The 22,411-nt window shown below is 56.5% G+C and carries 20 protein-coding genes; 7 read left to right on the forward strand and 13 right to left on the reverse strand.

Annotated features, from left to right (window positions below):
- Positions 1-128: 128 nt before the first annotated feature.
- From HYP802_RS0118465 to HYP802_RS23040, 4 genes are all read right to left on the reverse strand, one after another.
- On the reverse strand, positions 129-653 hold the full coding sequence (locus HYP802_RS0118465) for a 2,4'-dihydroxyacetophenone dioxygenase family protein (protein ID WP_013949190.1): 525 nt from the start codon (positions 651-653) through the stop codon (positions 129-131).
- Between the two features lie 16 nt (positions 654-669).
- Positions 670-1,185 (reverse strand): flavin reductase family protein, encoded by a 516-nt coding sequence (locus HYP802_RS0118470; protein WP_013949191.1) that lies wholly within the window; start codon positions 1,183-1,185, stop codon positions 670-672.
- Entirely contained in the window at positions 1,182-2,585 is a 1,404-nt protein-coding gene (locus tag HYP802_RS0118475; RefSeq protein ID WP_155831272.1) for an acyl-CoA dehydrogenase family protein, read from the reverse strand. The genes HYP802_RS0118470 and HYP802_RS0118475 overlap by 4 nt, the downstream gene beginning before the upstream one ends.
- A gap of 92 nt (positions 2,586-2,677) precedes the next feature.
- A complete protein-coding gene (locus tag HYP802_RS23040; protein ID WP_155831273.1) occupies positions 2,678-3,694 on the reverse strand; it encodes an AraC family transcriptional regulator in 1,017 nt (338 codons plus the stop codon).
- On the opposite strand from HYP802_RS23040, the gene HYP802_RS0118485 reads away from it, so the two are divergent.
- Entirely contained in the window at positions 3,684-4,295 is a 612-nt protein-coding gene (locus HYP802_RS0118485; protein ID WP_013949194.1) for a cupin domain-containing protein, read from the forward strand. The genes HYP802_RS23040 and HYP802_RS0118485 overlap by 11 nt on opposite strands.
- 40 nt (positions 4,296-4,335) lie before the next feature.
- Here the strand turns inward: HYP802_RS0118485 and HYP802_RS0118490 are convergent, their stop codons facing one another.
- A complete protein-coding gene (locus HYP802_RS0118490) occupies positions 4,336-4,947 on the reverse strand; it encodes a helix-turn-helix domain-containing protein (RefSeq protein WP_013949195.1) in 612 nt (203 codons plus the stop codon).
- A gap of 200 nt (positions 4,948-5,147) precedes the next feature.
- Between HYP802_RS0118490 and HYP802_RS0118495 the strand changes: the two genes are divergently transcribed.
- Together HYP802_RS0118495 and HYP802_RS0118500 are read left to right on the forward strand one after the other, a co-directional pair.
- On the forward strand, positions 5,148-6,656 hold the full coding sequence (locus HYP802_RS0118495) for an aldehyde dehydrogenase family protein (RefSeq protein WP_013949196.1): 1,509 nt from the start codon (positions 5,148-5,150) through the stop codon (positions 6,654-6,656).
- Between the two features lie 131 nt (positions 6,657-6,787).
- A complete protein-coding gene (locus HYP802_RS0118500; RefSeq protein WP_024276302.1) occupies positions 6,788-7,351 on the forward strand; it encodes an NAD(P)H oxidoreductase in 564 nt (187 codons plus the stop codon).
- 9 nt (positions 7,352-7,360) lie between these two features.
- Here the strand turns inward: HYP802_RS0118500 and HYP802_RS0118505 are convergent, their stop codons facing one another.
- The 8 genes from HYP802_RS0118505 to HYP802_RS23045 form a co-directional block, all read right to left on the reverse strand.
- Positions 7,361-9,811: an FAD-dependent oxidoreductase gene (locus tag HYP802_RS0118505; protein WP_013949198.1), complete on the reverse strand. Its 2,451-nt coding sequence runs from the start codon at positions 9,809-9,811 to the stop codon at positions 7,361-7,363.
- Between the two features lie 122 nt (positions 9,812-9,933).
- Positions 9,934-10,737 carry an ABC transporter permease gene (locus HYP802_RS0118510; protein ID WP_013949199.1) on the reverse strand — a complete coding sequence of 268 codons (804 nt, stop codon included), beginning with the start codon at positions 10,735-10,737 and terminating at the stop codon, positions 9,934-9,936.
- Positions 10,730-11,605, reverse strand: a complete 876-nt coding sequence (locus HYP802_RS0118515; protein ID WP_157135467.1) for an ABC transporter permease — start codon at positions 11,603-11,605, stop codon at positions 10,730-10,732. The genes HYP802_RS0118510 and HYP802_RS0118515 overlap by 8 nt, the downstream gene beginning before the upstream one ends.
- A gap of 14 nt (positions 11,606-11,619) precedes the next feature.
- On the reverse strand, positions 11,620-12,627 hold the full coding sequence (locus tag HYP802_RS0118520) for an ABC transporter ATP-binding protein (RefSeq protein ID WP_013949201.1): 1,008 nt from the start codon (positions 12,625-12,627) through the stop codon (positions 11,620-11,622).
- A gap of 7 nt (positions 12,628-12,634) precedes the next feature.
- Complete coding sequence (locus tag HYP802_RS0118525; RefSeq protein ID WP_013949202.1) at positions 12,635-13,798, reverse strand: extracellular solute-binding protein; 1,164 nt, start codon at positions 13,796-13,798, stop codon at positions 12,635-12,637.
- Positions 13,799-14,489: 691 nt separating this feature from the next.
- A complete protein-coding gene (locus tag HYP802_RS0118535) occupies positions 14,490-15,896 on the reverse strand; it encodes a cytosine permease (RefSeq protein WP_013949205.1) in 1,407 nt (468 codons plus the stop codon).
- Positions 15,897-16,003: 107 nt separating this feature from the next.
- On the reverse strand, positions 16,004-17,317 hold the full coding sequence (locus HYP802_RS0118540; RefSeq protein ID WP_013949206.1) for an MFS transporter: 1,314 nt from the start codon (positions 17,315-17,317) through the stop codon (positions 16,004-16,006).
- A gap of 100 nt (positions 17,318-17,417) precedes the next feature.
- Entirely contained in the window at positions 17,418-18,428 is a 1,011-nt protein-coding gene (locus tag HYP802_RS23045; RefSeq protein ID WP_013949207.1) for an AsnC family transcriptional regulator, read from the reverse strand.
- A 171-nt stretch (positions 18,429-18,599) separates the two neighbouring features.
- Here HYP802_RS23045 and HYP802_RS0118555 point away from each other — a divergent pair, with 171 nt between their 5' ends.
- Genes HYP802_RS0118555 through HYP802_RS0118570 form a run of 4 tightly spaced genes read left to right on the forward strand, consistent with a single transcriptional unit; the run spans position 18,600 to position 22,195 of the window.
- Positions 18,600-19,676 carry an LLM class flavin-dependent oxidoreductase gene (locus tag HYP802_RS0118555; RefSeq protein ID WP_024276304.1) on the forward strand — a complete coding sequence of 359 codons (1,077 nt, stop codon included), beginning with the start codon at positions 18,600-18,602 and terminating at the stop codon, positions 19,674-19,676.
- On the forward strand, positions 19,673-21,382 hold the full coding sequence (locus tag HYP802_RS0118560; protein ID WP_024276305.1) for an amidohydrolase: 1,710 nt from the start codon (positions 19,673-19,675) through the stop codon (positions 21,380-21,382). The genes HYP802_RS0118555 and HYP802_RS0118560 overlap by 4 nt, the downstream gene beginning before the upstream one ends.
- Positions 21,366-21,899 (forward strand): flavin reductase family protein, encoded by a 534-nt coding sequence (locus HYP802_RS0118565; RefSeq protein WP_013949210.1) that lies wholly within the window; start codon positions 21,366-21,368, stop codon positions 21,897-21,899. The genes HYP802_RS0118560 and HYP802_RS0118565 overlap by 17 nt, the downstream gene beginning before the upstream one ends.
- Positions 21,896-22,195 carry an EthD family reductase gene (locus HYP802_RS0118570; protein WP_013949211.1) on the forward strand — a complete coding sequence of 100 codons (300 nt, stop codon included), beginning with the start codon at positions 21,896-21,898 and terminating at the stop codon, positions 22,193-22,195. The genes HYP802_RS0118565 and HYP802_RS0118570 overlap by 4 nt, the downstream gene beginning before the upstream one ends.
- The last annotated feature ends 216 nt before the right edge of the window (positions 22,196-22,411 follow it).

Genomic DNA, 22,411 nt, shown 5'->3' on the forward strand with positions numbered 1-22,411 from the left:
GTTGGCCCACCTGGAGCTTTGCGAAGGCCCGATCGATCTCGATGTCGCAATATGCCTTGCGCTTGGATTCATTCGTCGTTGGCCTGTACCCGGCGTTTACCGCTGAGCTGGTAGGCCAGCTTTTGACGTCAGCGGATGAACTGATTGACGAAATCTGCTCCGAGGCCGACCGCTTCGTAGTGCGCCCTGCACGCTTCGATCAGCTGGAAATTGTCCTCGACGAGAGTCACCTTGTCATTCTCGTCGATGTAGAGCGTCGGCCCCAGTATAAAGAAGACCGTTTGCATTTCCTCGCCGCTATCGCACGTGAGCGTGTGCGTCTCGCCTGGTGGTTCGAGAACATAAGAGCCTTCCGTGGCGCGCCACGTATGTTCCAGGTAGCGCCAACTTCCTTTGAGAACAAAGCCATGCACTGGCGATGGATGGCGATGACGAGAGAGCACGCCTCCCTTCTTCACGCGCAAAACTTCGCCGTGTGCGCCGGCGCTCATGTCGAAGAAGAGCGGACGAAACCAGACGTTGGGTTCGAGAAGCACCCAGATTCGCTCGTCCTGAGGGGGCGGCACCACAAGTTCAGGGATCATTCCTAGATGACCCAGCGCTGGCGGGTCGAACGTCACGTATTCCGTTTTTACCGGCGTAATGATTGTCATCGGTAACCTCCTCGGATTAGCGTTCGTTGAGAGGGATGATCGGATGGAACTCACCGCGGAAGTAGACGAGTGGATTGCCTCCCGGTGCACGCTTCAGCGCGACAACCTCTCCGATAACGATTTCATGGTCGCCTCCATCGTACGTTGCCCAGAGGCGACATTCGAAATTCGCGATCGCATCGGGGAGCACCGGGCACCCCAAGCCACCGCTGTGCCATTCGATACCGTGGAAACGATCGGCAACAGGCGCTGCGAACCGTTTGGCCAATTCCGCATGCTCATCTCGAAGAACGTTCACACAGAAAGTGCCGCTGCTTTTCACGAGATCGATGCTGGCGGCGCCCCTTCGGACGCTATAGAGAACCAATGGCGGCGCCAGACTCACGGATTGGAACGAAGATGCCGTCAATCCGAAGCGGATGCCATCATCGGTGAGGCCGGTGATGATTGTGATACCGGTCGGAAAGCATCCCAGAGCTTGCCGGAAATCAACCGAGTCTTCCGGGCTCGTCCAGTCACTCACGACCATCATTCGGCTGCGGTCCTCGTCTTGAGTTCAGAGGTCAGCTTTTGAATGATGCGATGCTTGCCCGCGTCGTCGAGTTTTTCCAGCTCATTCATCAACACCGGTTCGTCGACTTTCCTATTCCACCAATCGATCGAACCGGCTCCAAAAAGTCCCCATTTCCCGATGATCTGCGCCGTGACTTCATTCGAAGGTCCCATGATCCAACCGGCTTTTGAATCTCGAAGTAAGCGTTCCAATTCGAGATCGCGCATATAGCCGCGCCCGCCGCAGGCTTGCAGCATCTTGTCGGAGACTTCGAAAGAGAAACGCGTCGCCAGAAACTTGGCCTGGAAACACCAGAGCGAGAATTTCGCGCGCGGCATAGCCTTGGGATCTTTGTAGTAGATGTCCCAACGTCCGCCGTCTGTCGCGTCATCCAGCGCTTTGGCGAGGGAATAGGCATAGAGGCGCGATGCCTGACCGTCCATGATCGCCCGCCCGAACGTATCCTGGATTGTCGGATAGTCGGCGACACGGCGGCCGAACTGCGCATGCGCCTTCCGTGTCACGTGTTTCTTGGCAACATCGATGCACGCAAGGCCAACGCCATTGTAGGCACCGGCGTATATCAGCATCGCTAACGGATCGATGGCTTCATCGTTCGACATGGCGCCGTCTCCCGGCCAGCCAACGATGCGCTCTCTCGGAATAATGGTGTCGATCTCGACGGGGCCGGACTGATTGCCGTGCATGCCCAAAGCGTCCCACTTGCCGGGCGATCCCATCACTTCGTCTTTGTAAAAGAGAAAGACGGAAAGATTGCCGTAGTTTCCGTCGAAATCGGGGCTCGTTGTTTGGGAGATGTACCAATCGGCGTAACCCGATGACGTCGTCCAAGCGGCCTTCTTGTGGACATGCCAGCCGCCTTCGACACGCTCCGCGCCCGACATCTTCGGATACCAGAAATGACCGCCAGTCTCAGGATCGGTATAGGAAGCCGTGCCAACGAGACACTCGCTGTCGATCCGCGATAGCAGCTTTTCGATTTCGGGATTGCCTTTGGCGCGGTAGACCAAGCCCGCAACCGCCACCATGTGCATCATGTAAATAAGCGCTGTCGATGGACAGCCGTAGCGTGCAATCGTCTCTGCAATCATCATGACGCCGACGTGGTTTTCTCCTCGCCCTCCGAATTCCTTCGGAGCGATCGCAGCTAAGAGGCGAAGTTTGGCGAGAGCTTCGAGATTGGCGCGTGGGTAGACATTCGTTTTGTCGGATTCGATTGCGTTCGGCCGCAGAACGTCGTGACAAACCTCAATCAATTCACGGCGGAGTTCTTTCTGCTCGGCAGTCAGCAGCCAATCCGGATCGAATTCCGCGTCCAGGCCGTAATAAGGGGCATCGCCCCACGTCGTCGTCATCATGCATCTCCCGGAAGAGCCAAGAGCTCGTTCTTCGCGGAAGATGATGCGGACGATCGCGCCGGCGGTCTCTCGGAAAATTGCTCAATTTCTAGTCAGCACAGCGCCTTACGGCGCCAATCTCGCGGACACATTCCAACTTGATCAAGGAAGACTTGGCCGAAGTGACTCTGACTGTCAAAGCCCACGCACGCAGCGACCTCGATAATTGTCATGTCACGCACCAGCAGCAGTTCCTTGGCGCGCTCAATGCGCAGGCCCACAAGCCAGCGATGCGGTGGCTTTCCGACGGCGGCTTTGAACGCCCTCACAAAATGAAATCGGCTCAGGCCGGCGGCGCTCGCGAGATCATCAAGCGAGATATCGTCTGCAAGGCGATCATGAACGAGCGAGAGGACACGGCGCAACTGCTTGGCAGTCAGCGCTCCGGCTCTATTTGTTGCTCCTTCAAAATTTCTTTGGCAATGGCGCAGCAGAATACGTCGCGCCAAAAGCTCCGCGGCCATATCGAAGAATATCGTCGAAATACTGCCGAAACGCGTCATTTCATCGGCAAGAGACAAGATGGTATGGCGTAGGTATACGTCATTGAATGCCATCCGATTCAGGATTTCTACGCGCCTTCTTCCAATGTCAGCAGCGACACCGTCGAGAAAATCCGCCCGCAGGAAAACATGGGCTTCTTCCGTCGGTTGATCCCAGCGCCAAATATTGCTTCGTCCCGCGGCCAAGATCATCGATTGGCCGGGCAGTACGCGCGCCTCGACTTTTTCGCCGCCAAGGCGAGCCTCAATGCGCAAGGGCCCCGATAACGTCACCGAGATATAGTGAAATGGCAGCTCTGGTGCTTCGACCTCTTCGGCTAAACCATCGAAATGAAAATGACCGACGGCAAGGACGGACGATGCCGCAAAACTTCGCTGGCGCGCGGGGCGCCCGCCCAGCTTGCCGATCCAAGCTTTCGCCGATGAAATATCGGACCGCTCATCACAGAGGAGATTTTTATCGGTCATTGCTTTCATCATATCGAAATTATGCCTTGCAAATTTCGATAGACAAGATGAAAATTTATGCACGAACAAGGAATGGCGGAATAAAGCAGTGAAACTCAACGACGGCTCGGCTGCTGCTTCGGACAGCCAAGATGAGGACCTGACGCCAACGCAGGTGGGCGCCGAGATTCGCGATCTTCGGAAGGCCAAGCGCCTGACGATCAAAGAACTCTCTCTGGCCGCATCGGTATCAGTCGGACACTTGAGCGAAATCGAGCGCGGCATCGCATCACCCAGCATCAAGACGCTCAAAGACATTGCGAAGGCACTTAGCGTCACGATCGGCTGGTTTCTTCATAATGCCGAGGGCTGCGATCCGGCCGAGCGGGAGCACATCGTCCGAGCGGATAATCGCCGTATCTTGCGTTTTGCCTCCGGCGTCACAGACGAATTGCTATCTCCGAACTTGCGCGGACAGCTCGAACTGGTGATGTCGCGCTTCCCCCCGGGCACCGCCGAAGCTGAGCCAGCTTACTCCCATCAAGGCGAAGAAGCGGGGCTCGTCCTTTCGGGCTCGTTCGAACTGTGGATCGGAGAACAACACTTCACGTTACAGGCAGGAGACAGCTTCAGCTTTCCGTCGACGACGCCACATCGCTATAGCAATCCCGGAGACGTCGAAGCCGTCGTTATTTGGGCGATCACACCACCCACGTACTGAGAGCAGGCCGAGCGGCGCGCAACTTAAATAAGAGCCGCCGTCAAATAATCGGAGGCGTGCAGGCGCAGGCAATGACGGCGACCGTTTTTCCGACATTGCGAAGGCGGTAAGGCACCCTGCCGAAAAGCTGGTAGCCGCCGCCTTTCGTCAGACGCCGCACCTCGCCGCCAGCTTCGACTTCGATCGAACCTTCAATGACGATAACTGCGGTTTCGCCCTCAAAGACAATCGGATCGTCACCTGTACCCGCGCCGGGCTTATAGCGCTCAATGAACATTTGAAGCTTCTTTTCACGGCGCTCACCCGCAAGCACACGGAGATCTGCTGCACCTCTCGAAACAACGGCCAGGTCCCCCTCGTCGTAGAAAAGTGCGTTTTTCTGCGAGACGGGTAAGGCGAAGAAATCGGCCAGCGAGATCGGGATCGACGTGAGCAAGCGATGAAGAGATGCGAGCGATGGAGCATGCGTCTCCTGCTCGATCATAGATACTGTAGCGTTCGTCACGCCGGCGCGCTTGGCAAGCTCTCGCTGGGAAAGGCCTGCGGCCTCCCGCACAGCCTTAAGCCTCGAACCGACCGCAAGCTCGCTTGCCTCTTCGCGGGAGCGTGTCTTCGTCTTGTCTTCACGTTTTGACGTTTTCGCTTGAGCCATCGTCATTCACTTCTGCGGCGCGCTTCTGATGCATCGCTTGCTTTGCCGAAGCAGCAAGACATCGTTCGTGATCACGTTTCAATCGGGCGGTCAACGGCTCGGCTAAGATAGAACAGAGCCGCTTGCCTGTTCAAATTTTTATGTCATTATGTTCGATAGTTTTAACGACCGTCGCTTTCAGCGTGAGAAGGAGGAGCGGCATGGCGGCTCAAAACGACTTTGCGTATTTGTCGAACAAGATCTACGTGGGCGGCGAATTTGTCGTCAGTCGGGCGACCGAGCATTTCAATGTTATCGATCCGGCGACCGAAGAAATTCTCGGATCGATTGCTGATTGCCCCGATGACGAAATCGACGAGGCTCTCGACATCGCAACTGCCGCCCGCAAAGTCTGGACGGCGATAGACGCCAGAAGCCGCGCCGTCATTTTGCATGAGATTGCTGCACTCCTTCGCAAAGACAAGCGCCCCTATGCCGAGTGCTTGACGCGCGAAGAAGGCAAGCCGTTCAAGGAATCGGCGGATGAGGTCTCCTGGTGTGCAACCGCGATTGATTACTATGCTGAGCTCGCTCGTCACGAGACCGGACGTCTTGCCGGCGCAACGGTTCCAGGACAATTCCATTTCAGCGTGAAAGAACCCCTCGGGACGATCGTCATCGTGCTGCCCTTCAATTATCCCCTCGTCCTTCTGTGCTGGGAGGCCGCTGCGGCTCTCGCCGCAGGGAATGCGGTCGTCATCAAGCCTCATGAGCAGACAAGCCTGACGACGCTCAAATTCATGGAAGTATTTACGGGACTTCCGCCAGGTCTGATCCAGGTGATCACGGGCGGAGCGCGCGTCGGTCAAAAACTCGTCGGCAGTTCGAAGACACATGGCGTGGCCTATACCGGCTCAGTCGCCGTCGGCCAAGCCGTAGCGCGGACGTGCGCGGAAAGTTTCAAGCCGTGTTTGGTTGAAGCTTCCGGCAATGATCCGTTCATCGTGATGCCATCTGCGCCGCTCGATATGGCAGTCCGGGGGGCCGCATTTGCTGCCTATCTCAACTGCGGACAAGTCTGCACATCGGCTGAGCGCTTTTACGTTCACGAGTCAATCCACGATGCATTCGTCGACGGACTTGTTGCCGAGGCCCGCAAGCTTCGCATCGGCAATGGGCTGGGCGCCGTCGATCTCGGCCCGCTTGCGACGAGCAAGCAACGCGATCGATATGAAGGCTTGATCACACGCGCCCGGCAGCAAGGGGCCAAAGTCGCGACAGGCGGTGGCCGGCCGGCTGAACTCAACCGTGGCTGGTTCGTCGAACCGACAGTGCTCACCGATGTCACGCCCGATATGGAAATTCTCAACGAAGAACCATTCGGACCGGTAGCACCGATCTGCAAGGTGAAGAACTTCGATGAAGCCATCATGCTTGCCAATCGCTCTCGGTTTGGCCTCGGCTCCAACCTCTATTCCCTCGACATGGATGAAGCCTTCCGCGCCGTCCGGGAAATAGAATCGGGAATTCTTTGGGTGAATGCACCCCTACTCGATAATGACGCGCTGCCCTTCGGCGGCCGTAAGCTCTCCGGAAGCGGGCGGCAACTCGGCCCGGAAGGTTTGGCGCAATTTCAGAACACCAAGTTCGTGATGATCGACCCCAAGGCCTCCAACCAAGATTTCTGGTGGTTCCCCTATTCGAAAGCCGAGAGTTTCACTCCGGCTTGATTGCCGAGCGGCCAATCGAACTTCCCGACAGATATGCCGCGGCGCAAGCTGCGGCATATGCTTGTTATAAATGGTGGGAATTTAAGTCGTGCTCGACGCTGCACCGACCTCCCCTTTCGAAAGCTGTATCAATGAAAATTTTGCTCGTCATCGCTCATCCGCGTACCGACTCTCTTACCCATGCCGTCGCCATGACCTTCTCCGAAGCAGCAACGAGCAACGGCCACGAGATTGAAATTGCCGATCTCGGTGCGGAAGGTTTTGATCCGGTGCTACACGAAGCGGACGAACCCGACTGGTCCAATCCCGACAAGAGCTATTCACCTGAGGTCCAGAGCGAAATGGCACGCATCGAGCGCAACGATGCGACGGTGATGGTGTTTCCCGTCTGGTGGTGGTCGATGCCGGCGCTTCTCAAGGGGTGGATAGACCGCGTCTGGAACAATGGATGGGCTTATGGCGATAAGACCTATCCTCACAAACGCGCTTGGATGCTCGCCATCGCCGGCAGCGGCGCCGATACTTATGCAAAGCGCGGCTACGACCAGGCCATGCACACACAGCTCGACGTCGGCATTCTCAATTACTGCGGAGTTGCAGAGGCGCGCCTTGAAGTATTGTTTGGAGCGATCGAAGGCGCGCCGGGCCCCGCTGATATCCTGGCGAAGGCTCGGGAACTCGGCGGCGAATTCTAACGACAGCTGTTAGATTTTAATGCGCTCACCTTTGGGATCGTACCAGGGCGCAAACTGAGCGCGCGCCGGATAGCGCTCCCATGCGACCTCGATTTCGAACGGTTCAGCCGAAAGCCAATCCTGCGTTACCCCGTCTTCGCACCGCACATAGCCCATGCCGAGCGAAGCACCGATGCAGTGTCCATATCCGCCGGACGTAATGGATCCAACGATCTTACCGCCGCGCAAGATCGGCTCCTCATGATACAGCATCGGAGCGTCCTTGCCTTCGAGTTGGATCTGAACGAGCTTTTTCTTTAGCGGCCCTTTCTCACGTTGCTTCAAAAGCGCGTCACGGCCAATGAAACCGCGCGGCTTGTCCCATGCCACCGCGAAACCGATTCCCGCTTCCAGCGGCGTATCGTCTTCGCCGATATCGTGACCCCAGTGCCGGTATCCCTTCTCCATGCGCAGAGAATTCATCGCGAAATAGCCAGCGTGCTTTAGGGCGAACGCCTCACCGGCCTCGACAAGAACATCAAAAATGTGCTGCGCGAACTCGGCCTGCATCACGATCTCGAATCCGAGCTCTCCGACGAAGGTCACGCGGTTCACGCGCGCCTTTGCGTATCCGATCTCGATTTCCCGGCTGGCGCCGAACGGAAACGCGGCATTGGAGAGATCTTCATTCGTGATCGTACTCAGCAGAGCGCGCGACTTCGGCCCCATCAGAGCCAGCATCGGCAGTCCGGAAGACATATCGCGCGCGAAGACATGGGCATCTTTCGGCAAATGCCGCGTCAGCCATGCAAAATCCCGAACTTGCGAGGCAGCAATCGTGATGACAAGGAAGGACGTCTCCGACAGGCGCGTGACGGTCACGTCGGCTTCGATGCCTCCATGATCGTTGAGCCATTGCGTGTAAACAAGCTTTCCGATGGGAACGTCGACATCGTTAGCGCAGATTCGATTGAGCGCGGCACAAGCGTCACGCCCGTCCACGGCAAACTTCACGAAGCAACTATGATCAAACAGCGTGACGGCCTGGCGCGTGTGCCGACATTCGGCGGCGGCGAGATCAAACCAGTTCTGCCGCCCATAGCTGTAGACGATTTCGGGTCTGCTCCCCGGCGCACCAAAGAACCCCGGCCGCTCATAGCCGACGGCTTCGGTCATGAACGCGCCTTGCGCAATAAGGCGATCATGAAATGGACTGCGTCGAACGTTGCGCGCTGTCTCGAACTGGCGATAGGGCCAGTGCATATCGAAAAGCAAGCCGAGCGTTTCGGTGGTACGATCGTAAAGATACTTCTTATTCGACTGAAACGGATGCATGCGCCGAACATCGACATCCGTCAGCTCGACCGGCGGCCGGCCATTCTTTATCCATTGCGACAAAGCTTTGCCGACGCCGCCAGAAGACAAGATGCCGACGGAGTTGAACCCGCAAGCGCAAAACAGATTTTCGATTTCCGGTGTTTCGCCAAGCAAATAACGATCGTCTGGTGTGAAACTCTCCGGACCGCAGAAAAAGAGCTGAATGCCTGCATTCGCCAACATCGGCACGCGATTCATGGCCATCTGCAGAATTGGCTCGAAATGCTCGAAGTCTTCCGGCAGAGAATCGAAACAAAACTCCGGCGAGATTCCGTTATGCCCCCAGGGCTTCGCCTGCTTCTCGAAACACCCGAGCAACAGCTTTCCGGCATCTTCCTTATAGTAGGCTTCTTCATCGGTGACGAACAGGACGGGAAGACCGAGCGGCAACCCTTCGAGCTGCTGAGTAACAATGTAGAAATGCTCGGCGGCATGCAGCGGCAGCGAAACACCGCTTAGGGCTGCAAAATCCCGCGACCACATTCCCCCAGAAATAACGACCTTATCAGCTCGGACTTCGCCGCGATCAGTTATTGCGCCGACCGCGCGGCCGTTTTCAACGATAATGCGCTCAACACGGATGTTTTCTAGAATGGTGACTCCGGCATTGCGCGCGCCCTTTGCCATTGCCATCGTCACATCGACAGGATTGACCTGCCCGTCCTTCGGCATCCAGAGGCCGCCGACCAGACCGTCGATGTTCAAAGGCGACCAACGCTCTTTGATCTCTTCCGGTCGCAGAACTTCGACGGGCAAACCGAAGTTACGTGCCATTGAGGCGCCACGTTTCAACTCTTCGAAGCGCCCATCGGCTTTTGCGACGCGAAGTGCACCGTTTTGCTTAAAGCCGGTCGCTTGTCCCGTCTCGGCTTCGAGATTGGTGAAAAGCTCGCCGGTATACTTCGCGAGTTCGGTCATGTTCCGCGTCGCGCGCAATTGCGTCACGAGACCGGCCGCATGCCAAGTGGTGCCGCAGGTCAACTGTTTTCGCTCGCATAGCATCACGTCCGAAATGCCGATCTTGGCGAGATGATAGGCAATCGAAACGCCCGCTACGCCACCGCCAACGATCAAAACTTCCACACGATTCCGGAACGACGTCATTTGATCCGTCCTGCTACGATCAATTCCCAAGAAAGGGACAATCTACGTAGAAGTCGAAATTTTCAATTCATTTTTTCACATATGTGATTTTAATAATTGCATTGCATCAAAATATCGAAATTCTACTTCCGTCGCGCCATTGCATACCACACGTACGCAATGCCGATGGTGGTGAAGACGGAGGCGGCAAGAACGAAGGAGGCGACAGCTATTTGCGGAGAAGCGCTCGACCTGAGAGACAGCCACAACATGACAGGCAACGTCTGAGTTTCACGCGTCGTCAGGAACAGCGCCATGATGAATTCGTTGAGCGAGGTGATGAACGAGAAGAGCGCTGCCGAAACAATTCCGGTTATCGCCACCGGTACGATGACGTTAAAAAAAGCCCTGAGCGGCGGCGCTCCGAGATCTCCCGCAGCTTCGACGAGACTCTTATCGAGCGTCTCGAACGTCGGCACGAGAACCGTGATTGCGAGCGGAAGAGCCCAAAGCGTGTGGGCGCAGGCCACGAGAATTTTCGAGCCGAAAAGCTCGGAGCCAAAGACGGTGATCGAACCAAGCCCCATCGCTACCGCGATGCCGAGTACGAGACCCGGCACAAACAGCGGAATGATCATCAAGGTCTGCAGCAATGGCCGGTTGCGATGGCTATGAGCCAGGGCGTAAGCGGTCGGCAGCGCCAGAACAAGCGCCATGACCGTCGTCATGGCCGCAATCTCAAGGGAGTTCCACGCCGCATTGATCCACTGAGAATCATTGAAGAACTCTCCGAACCAACGCAGCGAGAACCCCCGGATAGGAAAGCGGATGACGTTGTCGTTGCTGAACGCCATCACCGCCGTTACGCAGATCGGAATGAGAACGTAAAGCGCAAAGAACGAGGCGAAGATGCGATGGAGATAGCGGTAGGCACGCTCCTCAAACATAACGGCGGCCTTTCCTATGGCGCAGCCACTGCGTCAGCAATGCCGCCATGGCGATAATCAAAATCAAGACGACCGAAAGTGCCGCCGCCATCGGCCAATTGCGCCGCGTCAGCATCTGGAGCTGAATTTCATAAGGTACGGTCCAAAGCGAATCTGGTCCGAGCGCATTGGTCGTTGCGTAAATGCCCATCGTGAAAACGAAAGCCTGCGTAAACGCCGCCGCGATACCGCCCTTCGCCAGAGGGAGCAGAACAGTAAAGAAAGTCCGCATCGGCGAGGCGCCAAGATCCGCGCTTGCGGTCAGCAGGTTACGATCAATACCGTTTAGCACGCTCAGGATCGAGAAGAAGCAATACGACACTGAGATGTAGGAAAGTCCGACGACGGCCGCGATCTCGGTTCCGAGCAGATTGACCTTCTGGTCGCTGAGACCAGTCGAAACAAGAAAATATGAAAAGAGACCGTTGAACGGAAAGAACATGCGCCAGCCGATAATGACGGAAACTTCCGATATCAGCATCGGTGCGAGCGCGATCGCGAGAAAGATTGTGCGCGCTCCGCCGTCCCGGAGCCAGACGAACTGCGCAAAGAAAAATGCCGCAACGACCGTGATGACTGCGGTTACAAGCGAGATGTAGAGCGTCTTGCCAATTTCCGTGAGATACAGAGGATTGGTCAGCACTTCGATGTAGTTATTGAGCGTCCACGCTTCGACATAGACATTGGCGCCTGTATGGTCGTTAAAGCTCATACGCAAGAGGTAGAGCAGTGGCCAGCCGAAAATGACGATGAGAAACAAAAGCGCCGGAACCAATAGCCAGGGGATACCTGCGCTTGCTGCGAAAATGCCCGGTCGGCGACCGATCACGTCGAAGCTCGCCATTATGATAACGGGAAAAAAGTTGCGTCGGCGCTTCTCCAGCCAATCTTGATCATGTGATCAGGACCGACCTCAGGCACCTTGGCGCTATCGAAGAAAAGCGCGCCGTGTTCGGTTTCAGCATGGATGCGATAGCTGCCGCCGAGATATTCGATTGACGTGACGCGCCCTATCAGAACGTTCTCTGCACCGGCACCGTTCACGAGCTTGAGGTTTGTCGGACGGATGAAGAGACGCTTGTTGGCCGTGCCGTCATCAAGACCGCCGATCACGGCAGCCGGCAGCGCCAGCGAGCACGATTCTCCGACAAACGTGTAGACGAACTCGCTGGTCGGTTGCTCGAAGATTTCGATCGGCGTGCCGATCTGTTCGATTCGTCCCTTATTCATGACCGCGATGCGGTCGGACAGCGCCATCGCCTCGCTCTGGTCATGCGTCACGAACACGGCCGTGAAGCCAAGCTCTTCGTGTAGGCGGTGGATCTCGGAACGAAGCTCAAGCTTGAGCTTCAGATCGAGGGCGCTCATCGGCTCGTCGAACAGCAGAATGCTCGGCTCGACGACCATGGCACGTGCGAGAGCCACGCGTTGGCGCTGCCCTCCCGACATTTCAGCCGGATAGCGGCCACCGAAGGCCGCCATCCGCACAACATCGAGAATGCGTGTCACCCGCGGCGCGATATCGCCAGACGGCACGCCGCGCATTTTCAAGCCGTAGGCGACGTTCTCCGCAACGGTCAGATGCGGAAACAATGCCCCCGATTGAAATACTGTTGCCGTGTCGCGCTTGTAGCTCGGCAGGCGATCGACCCTGCGGCCCATCAGTTCGATGACGCCGCTGTCAGGACGGTCCATCCCGCCGATAAGACGGAGCGTCGTCGTCTTTCCGCAACCGCTCGGACCGAGCAGCGTGAGAAATTCACCCTGCTCGACCACGAGATTGATCTCGTCAACGGCGGCGTGACCACCGTAACGTTTGACAACACGTTCCAGCCGAAGTGCACAAACCATTCTCGCGTTAGCCCTTCGACGTCTTCAGCACCGCTTTCTGGAAGCGCTCTCCCATCGCGTCAAAGTTCGGTAGGAGCCGCTGCAGCCCATCCATCGTCATCAGACGCACGTTCTTCACCAGATCGTCGTTCGTTTTCGGATAATTGTGCCAGAAGGCAGGAACAGTCACGTCCTTTCGGGACATCACCGACATCTGAACGTTAATGAACCGATCTTGCGTTTCTTTCTCCAGGATATAGCCCAGGAACATGTCGGCGAGCGCATCGTGCTGGGTGCCCTTTACTTTAATGTACCAATCGCCGTAAGCGACCGTTCCATCGGCCGGAATACCGGTCAGGTAACTCGGGCCGCCGTTTTTCATCAAGCCGAGAGCATCTGACGAATAAATTTGCGCGAATGACGCCTGCTCTTGCAGCATGAGGAACGACAGCTCTGCTCCGTCCTTATAATATTTTGCCGGACGGAGACGCTCGAGAGCCTCGAAGATGGGATCGGAGGCCATGCCCGGCTTCCAATCGTAGAAGGCGTTGAAGTCTTTCTTTGCGCCCCAAATGGCCGAGATCGCGATGAGCCACCAGTATGCGCCGGCATCGAGCGCCAGCTTACCCTCGAGATCCTTATCCCACATCGTCGTCCAGCTCAGAGGCTTCTTGGCTGTAAGATCCGTATTTAGCATTGGCAGCGAGAAGCCGAGCCCGAGCGGGACGCCGTAATCGCGCGCGGATTCGGGGCGTGCGGTCAAAAAGAACGGTTGAACGTCGGCGAGCTGCGGAAATTTCGAACGATCGGATTTGGCGTAAAGGCCTTCGGCGAGCGCACCGAGCGTCGTGTATTCTTCCGATACGGTTATATCGAACGGCGGCTTCCCTGGTGGCGCTGCCTTCATCTGGGCGACCATCTGGTCCCAGCCGCCGACGAGCGAAACCTTGGTGCCGTATTTTTCGTTGAACGGATCGGAGATCGCTGATTTGAAGGAATCGAGATAACCACCGGACCAGGCGCACACTGTCATCTCTTCGCCCTTAAAGGCGTCTTTTGCGTCCGCCGCGTGTGCTTTGCCGATGATCGCTGGCAGTGGCAGCATTGCCGCGCTTAAACCTGCCGCACCCGCTCCTAAAATCTGACGACGCGAGACCTGCGCTGCTTTCGACTTGTCTTCCCCGTTACTCATTTCAGAACTCCCAATTCTTTGGTGATGCTGATGCGAAGAAAGAGTGCGGGCGAAAAGCCGCCCTTCATCCGGCCTAGGCCGGTCATTGCATGTCGGCAGTGAAAGCCGCGAAGCACCGGTCCGTTACTCACGAAACGTATCCGCTGGGCCACGACGCCAAATGGCGGAACCGGGATCTGTAAGGCGGAGAACCAAAGGTGAAATCCTGCATGCCTTGAGCATGCGCGCCAACCGAAGTGCGATCATCGGCCGGCGCCGAGGAAACGTCAGATCTTACCCGAGTACGACCTAAGAGCATCGCATCCCTTCATTAGTTGGGCGCCCAACGGTGAATGCCTAAACTGAAGGCATTTTGCGCATGGCGCAAGCATGCGAAAACCGTAAAGCGTATAACTCATGACATCAACGACCGTATTTCGTAGATTGATATAAGTCAATGACCTGCTTTCGCTAAATTGCATATTTATTTTGCCGTCCTCAAATTGAGGCGCGGCAGTAAATTGCGACGTTCGAAGTCAGGAAATACTTTAGCGTTGAAGCGGATATCGTCTCTCGCGATATTGCGCATTCTCCGTCGCGACGATGCGCAACCAGCATCGGGACAGTCCAAATTTTTAACGACATCAGGCACCGCGGCCGGGTCGCGCATTAGCGCCAGCTGAAGACGGACTAAAATGACCGCACACTGTTTTTATTGCGGCGTGCGGTCGTAATCACCCTTGCCGCGTGGCATCACAAAAAATCGCGAGATGGCAACATAAATAAAGCTCGCGATGACGGCCGCGGGAATTGAAGCCGTCGTATATTCATACGGCCATCGGCTCTCATAGGAGACAGGATTTAAAAGATAAACGTACGTGAGAAAACCAGCGGCCATGGCGAGCAACGCCGCCGGATTGAACCCACCCCAAAACTGGTACGGGCTGCCCGGCCCCTCCTCATAGATCCCGCGGATGTTGAGCTTGTTCCGACGGAGTACGAACGTGTCAGCAATCTGAATGGCGCAGAGAGGAGCAAAGAAAACGCCGATAAAGGCCAGGAATGTACCAAAATTCGAAAAGAATTCTTCCGGGATGACAATGCCTACAGCGGCGACCGGAACGATCGACAGAAGAATGAGCGTACGCCACGACGCATCACCGAGCGCCGGAACACGACGCAAACCGATGGCTGTCGAATAGACACCCGCGAGCGAAGGTCCGAGATTGGCTGCCATAACAAAAAGCAACGCGATAATCCCGTAAAGCGGTCCGCCGAGCGAGACCAGCCAAGCTGTCGGATCGGGGACCTTGAGAACGAGCATTGCTGCGAGCCCGACGATGCTTAGCAGAGGCAAGGACAGCCCCATGGCAAGCATAGATGGCAGAACCGAACTTGAAGGCGACGGCGCTTCGCGAACGATCGTACCGAAATATGCCCAGAAGCCGAGCAGCGATACGATGCTTATTTCGACGCCGGTCACGTAATTCCACGCTAGACTGGGCGACGCCATTGATGGCTTCGCAACCGCAAGCGCATCCGCTTGTCCGGAAAGCAACTGGTAGAGCATCCAGACGCCGATGCCGACCACGACGATAAACAGAAGGTTCGATGCCGCTTCGAGGCCCTTGAGACCATTGAGAAGCACAAGATAGACGACTGCGCACGTCACTGCCGAGACCATCCGGACGATCGCGAGCGCATGATCCGGCCCTGCCAACCCGAGCGTAATCAAGACCTGCGCGACGGCCTTGCCAAAAAAAACCAGAAGAAGGGCATTCCAGCCGATAATCGACGCATACTGCAGAAAAACGGTAATGAGCCAGCCGCGATTACCAAACTGGGGCTTAGACGCGGCAATGGAATCGATGCCGTACTTCGTCGACGTTGGGACCACGGCCAGCGTCAAGATTAGCATTCCGATCATCGCCCCCGCGATCAGGGCCGACACACCCATTTTGAAGTCGAGATAGAAAGCGACGTACTGTCCGATGAGATAGGACCAATTTCCGCAAGCCGTTACGAGAAGAACAACGGTGAGCTGCCGACTGGTCCAGGTTTTATCGCGCGCCGTGAGCGGCCAACCGGATTCCGCTACGCTGTCATCGTTCGCGGCCATTTCACCCCCAACAAATCATCGATCCAATGATCCAGATTGACCAGAAATCAAAGCAAGTAGACTCAAGCGGCCGCCACAAAAAAAGGGATTTATGCCTCTGAGATCTTTCATCGTGCTTCCGAGGAGAAGTGCCGTTGATCAGTTTCGCGCCTTTTCTCACTTCCGAAATCCATCGCGAGAATGAGGATGCCACCTGCAAACATAAAGAACGAGAGGAGGGCAACGGCGGTCTGCGATGACGCACCATTCGCTTTCGCGAAACCGATCAAGTAGGGCCCGAAGAATCCGCTCGAATTCGCAACGGCGTTGATCAAGGCTATTCCGGCAGCAGCCGCTGGTCCCGCCAACAATGCTGCAGGGACCGTCCAAAACACCGGAAAAATCGCAAGGGTGCAAGCCGAAGCAACCGTCAATAGAACGAGCACCACGATCGGCGCCGTGACGAACGCCGATAGCGCAAATGCGACGCTGGCAACGAAGCAAGGGACGGCGATGTGCCAGATTCGTTCTCCCGTCCGATCTGAATGACGCCCCCAGACGACCATGAAGATCGCGGAAATCGCATAAGGCACCGCCACCACGAATCCGGTTTCAGTATTGCTGAGCGACATGCTTTTGACGATTTGCGGCATCCAGAAACCGAGACCGTAAAGTCCTATCCCGGCGCCGAAGCAGGAAATTGCAAGAACGATAACGCGCTTGTCCGTCAGCGCATCGCGGATGGAATGACTGTGGCTAGGCACGTTCTCTTGTCGATCGCTGGCCAATTGCGCGAGAAGATCATCGCGCTCCGCCGGCGTAAGCCACTTTGCGTCCGCTGGCGTCTCCGGCAGGCGCAGCAGGCACACAACTCCAAGGGCGATGGCCGGGAACGCCTCCAAGATGAACTGCCACTGCCATCCGCGCAGCCCTAAGACGCCGTTCCATGCATCGAGAATCCATCCCGAGATCGGCGCGCCGATGATCGTTGAAATCGGAATTGCCATCATAAACACTGAAACGATCCGCGCACGCTCAGCGGACGGCACCCAGTTGGTCAGATAATATATGACTCCGGGAAAGAAGCCTGCCTCTGCCGAACCCAACAGGAAACGCAGCACTGCAAGCTCTGTTGAGTTGCTGACAAAAGCGGTTCCAGCCGACAGAATTCCCCATGTGATCATGATGCGCGACAGCCAAAGCCGGGCGCCGACCCGCGTCAGCACGATGTTGCTTGGCACTTCGAACAAGAAATAGCCAAGAAAAAAGACGCCTGAGACAAACCCGAAGGCTTCAGGTCCGATCGAGAGATCGGCATTCATCTGCAGCGCTGCAAAGCTGACATTTACGCGATCGAGATAGGCTGCGAAATATCCGGCAATTAAGAGCGGCAGGATTCGATACTGGACTTTGGAAAGAGCGCACGAGAGAGCGTCAGACATGAGAGATGAGATCTGGCCGAGAATGAGGGACGATGGCTGCAAAGGCTATTGCGCCGATTTCCGGCGTGACTGATTGGCGAATATTATGAATCCATTTACCTCACACTTTCTCCGCTCTGCTGCTGGTAGCTTCGTCTCGCATAGGCGTGAGCCGCTTGTAGTAGAGATCGCTGTAAATCGAGATTTCGAGGCGTGCGATGCCAGGCAGGGATCTGACATTTTTTTCTATAACGTCGAGAAGTTCGCGATCCGTTTGACAGATGAACTCGGTCAAGATGTCGAAACGCCCAGCGCAAATGACGATATACGTCGTGTTTGCAAGACGGGCTAAAGCGTCGGCGATGTCCATCACGCGATGTCCTGACGCGACGTTAATCGCTACCCAAGCCATCGAACGAAACTCGAGGCTCATCGGATTAATGAGCGCAATCACGCTAACGGTTCCCGTGTCCGTCAGATGCTTGAAACGTAACCGTACTTGGCCCTCGGAAATATCGAGTTCGTCGGCGACTTGCAAAAACGGCTTGCGCCCGTCTTCGCTCAACGAACGAATAATCCGTACATCGATCTCATCGATCTCGCGCGGGCGAACTCCGGTCTCGCTTTCAGCCTTGTTTTTGGCCGCTGCGAAATGCGCCAACTGGTAATGAAAGCTTAGATAGGGCATCGCCTCGATCGACTGGATCCCGTCGATCTTGCCAACCTCATTTTCGATCGTCGACTGTAGTGCCGCCCGATCCTTGCAGAGTACTTCCGCAAACAACGAATAGCGCGACGTGGAGACAACGACGTAGTCGATGCTCGGGATCTTTTGCAATTCCTGCGCGATCTTAGTCGCGGGCCGGTCCGGCCGTGTCGTGAGCCCCAACAAGGCCGAGGCGCCGTAGCCAAGCACCGAGGGATCGGTCACCGCCGTTATCTGCATGACGCGTTGTTCGATGAGATCGAGAACCCGGCTGCGAGCCGTTTTTTCGGTGACCCCAATTTCCCGCGCGATGTGAGAAAACGGCATCCGCCCATCGGCCTGCAACAACGACACGATCCGCCGATCGATATCGTCAAGTGACGCGACGAGTCGGAGATAGTCCGACGTCGTCATGTTGCGCTTCATTTATCCCTCCGGTGCACGCCCCCACGCCGCACGTTGCCCCCAGCCAAAACCCATACCGGTAATAGATCAAGCGAATAATGTGTGATTCATGCGCTTGACTCGGATAGATCTACGAATTACAGTTTATAAATATCTGTTTTCCACGAATTACGGTTATATGGTGGGCTCTCCGTGAAAGTAGGCATTCTCCAAGAAGGCGAAGTCATGCCGGGCGTTAGCTACGCCCAGCGCTACCAAGAAATGATCGCAGAAGTCGCGCTCGCCGATAAATTCGGTTTTTCGACATGGGGTACGTCGGAGCAGCACTTCAGTCCCCCACGGTTTACGGTGTCCGCGCCTGAGGTGCTTTATGCAGCGATCTCTCAGCACACGAAGCGCATCAAGTTTCGCGTCATGTGTTCGGTGCTGCTGAAGTGGAACCATCCCATTCTCGTTGCTGAGCGCCTCGCAACTCTGCACAATATTTCCAATGGCCGCGCAGAAATTGGCACGGCGCGCTCCAACAACCTCACCACCTTGGACGCATTCGGCGTGACACCGACAGAAACGGCCGAGCAATGGGCCGACTCGATGGAGGTGTTGGCCAAAATTTTTGAAAGCGACAAGCTGGAACACGACGGGCCCGTATGGAAAATTCCGGAACGTACGATCGTTCCGTCGTTCGACAAGGCAACGCATCCGCCGGTCTCGGTCGCAGCATCGAGCATTAAGACCCACGCGTCGGCGGGTGAATCCCAAATCGGCGTGATGTGCTTCGAGAATTACTTCGGCTTCGATTATCTGCAGGAGTGTATCGATGCCTATCGCAAGGCTTATGCCACCGGTAAGCCGCAGATGCCCAAGTCCAATGACTACATGGGCCTCTACGTCGCCACCGCCTTTTGCGCCCCGACGCGCGAAGAAGCCGCGCGTGTGGCACGCGACGTCGCGCTCGGGTATTTCCGGTTCATTCTGGACCTCTACGTTCCGCTCTCGAAAAAGGGTTCCTACGAATATCTCGACCGCATCCGGCTCCTGGAAGCCAACGAGGGCAATCTCGACTTCCTGATGACCGAGACGCCGTCGGTTCTAATCGGCTCGCCGGCTGACTTTATCGAGCGGCTTCTGAAGCTCGAAGCCATGGGCGTCGATGAGGTTCTGCTCCGGATCGATGGCGTCCCGCACGAAGAAATCATGAAATCCATCGAGCTGATCGGCCGCGAAGTCATTCCCGTCGTCGATCGCGATTACAAGGTTGCCGCCGAATGACGGATAGCATCGCTGAGCGCGCCAATCTCGTCATTGTCAGTCGTCGTATTATCACGATGGAGCACGACACCGATCCGGAGATCGTCGCCATCGCAATTCGCGGCAAGCGCATTCTTCGTCTCTTGAGGAGAGACGAGATTGCGTCGGTTGTCGATGAGAACACGCGGATTGTGGACGTCGGCGAGCGGCCGGTGATGCCAGGTTTTGTCGACCCGCATGCCCATATCGAGGTCGCGTGCCGGTCTTCTTTTGGGGTCGTCGACTGCCGCGCGCCGGGATGCAAGAACGTCGAAGACGTCATCGCGGCTCTGTCCGAGAAAGCGGCAACGACTCCGGCAGGGGAATGGGTGGTTGGCCAGGCCAACCTTTTCTTCGACCGAAAGCTCGCTGAGAAGCGCTTTCCCACCCGGCAGGAGCTTGATCGCGTAAGTACGGCTCACCCTGTTGCCGTGCGTGCGGGCGGACATCTGACTATTCTTAATTCGAAGGCACTTGCGGTCTGCCTTATCGATCGCAACTACACGCCACCGCCATACTCGATTACAGGTCTGCCGAGCGTCGAGCGCGACGCGTCCGGCGAGCCGACCGGCATCGTCAAGGAAATGGATAATCTCCTTCCCTTTTCGGCGATGAACCGCGACGAGCTGGCCGCCGCTCTGATCACGGGAATTCCGACGCTCTTCACCCAATATGGCGTCACCACAATCGGCGAAATCTCCGAGACCGTCGACGGTCTCCAAATCATGAACGATATGGCGGCGAGCGATGAATTGCCGATCTCGGTGCGTCCGTATATTTGGGCGCCGGGAACGCTTTCGCTTGAGGCGGCGTGCAACTGGAAGAAAAGCATCTCCGTCACGGCACCTGACGACCTCTTCCGCATCCAAGGTGTGAAGCTTTTCGCAGACGGCGGGTTCTCGGCAAAAAGTGCGGCCGTAAAGCAGCCATATCTGACGTGTGCGTGCAAAGGCGGACACACATTCCGCGGCGACGTCGCCCTTGAAAAAGACTTCACCCGACGCGCCATCGAACTGACGCAAAATGCTGGACTTCAGCTTGCGGTTCACGCCAACGGTGATCGCGCCCAGGAGTGGGTCTGCGATACGCTTCTCGAATTGGGCGGTGCCCCGACCGGCCGCATCCGCACGCGCATCGAGCACGCGGGTAATCTGATGCCATCAGAAACGACCGCGGACAAATGGGCAGCTGCCGGCATCACTCCCGTCCCGCAGCCTGTATTCCTTTATACCTTCGGAGAGTACTTTGCTGACTATCTCGGCGACTACGGCAAGCTCGGTCGCTTCTCGTTTGCAACTCTGATTAAGCAGGGTTGGCGCCTCTCTGGCAGCTCAGACGTTTGGGTCGGCTCAGAAAGCGACGCGACCAATCCTTTCTTCGGCGTCTGGTGCTGTCTCAAACGTCAAGCTTATTCCGGCGCCATTCTTGATGGTGACGAAGCCATCTCACTCGACCACGCGCTTCGTTTCCATACGGTCGACGCTGCTTCTGTGCTTGGCGAAGACGATGTTCGCGGCAGCTTGGCTCCCGGGAAATTTGCCGATGTCATCGTTCTGGACCGCGATCCCCATGCCATCGCCGTCGACGATCTATTGAAGATCAAAGTCGATCGCGTCTTCAAGAACGGCAAAGAAGTCTGGACACGAAACAAAGAGCAGGAGCGGGACGCACATGGCGCAGCCCCTTAAAATTCTGTCAGAGTCGTTCAGTCCACCCGTCGACGCGCGCGAATACCGCTCGGCGATGGCTGACATGCCTGGCGCCGTGACCATCGTGACGTCGTGGGCACACGACGGAATGCCGTCTGGTGCGACTCTTTCGGCAGTCCTGTCGCTCTCACTCGAACCCCCGTTGATGCTGGCATGTTTTGATCACGCGTCGAACACGCTGGGCGCCATTCAGGCGCAAGGTAAATTTCTCGTCCATGTTCTCGCGCATGGTCAACAGGACCTGGCGCTGCAGTTTTCGGGAAAATCGAACGAGAAATTCAAGGATGTCGGCTGGGAGGTCGGTGCGCTCGGACTGCCTCAGATCGAAGGCTGTGTCATCGTCGTAGCCTGCGAGGTTCACGACATCATCGAGGCCGGCGACCATAAGATCGTCATCGGACACGTCAAAGAAATCGAGCGCGAGAGCGCTCTGAACCCCATCGTCTACGCGCGCCGGAAAATGCTGCCGTTCGATCACGGAGAAGCGCAGCCATGATCCGGCTCACAATCGTCTACGGGTTGCCTAACGACGGCGCGGCGTTCGACGCGCACTATCAGAACATTCACTGCAAGCTCGTCGACAAAATGCCTCGCGTCCAGAGCTTCTGCTACAGCCGCGGTCCGGTCATCAGCAGCGACGCTTCTAAACCCGCGTATCTGATCGCTTTCTTGGATTACGAGAGCAACTCCGATCTGGAAGCCTCTATGAATTCCGACGAAGGCAAAGCTGCTGTCGCGGATGTCGCTAATTTTGCAGATGGCGGAGTGACGATCTTCACCACCGAAATCTAGCTCTGTCGTGCATAAGTACACACCAGAGAAAGGGACAGCCGCCATGCAGCAATTCGATCCCGAACTCGAAAGACGCATTCGCGCACTCGAGTCCACTTCTAACGACGTGAGCTTCACGCCTCTGGATTGGTTCCTTCTTGTTGCTCTCGGAATCGTATTTCCCGCCGGATTCCTCCTCTGGGGATGGCCGTGGTGAAAGTGGGTCCAATTGAGCTT

The organism is Hyphomicrobium sp. 802 (genome assembly GCF_000526135.1).
In the GTDB taxonomy this organism is placed as follows: Bacteria; Pseudomonadota; Alphaproteobacteria; order Rhizobiales; family Hyphomicrobiaceae; genus Hyphomicrobium_B.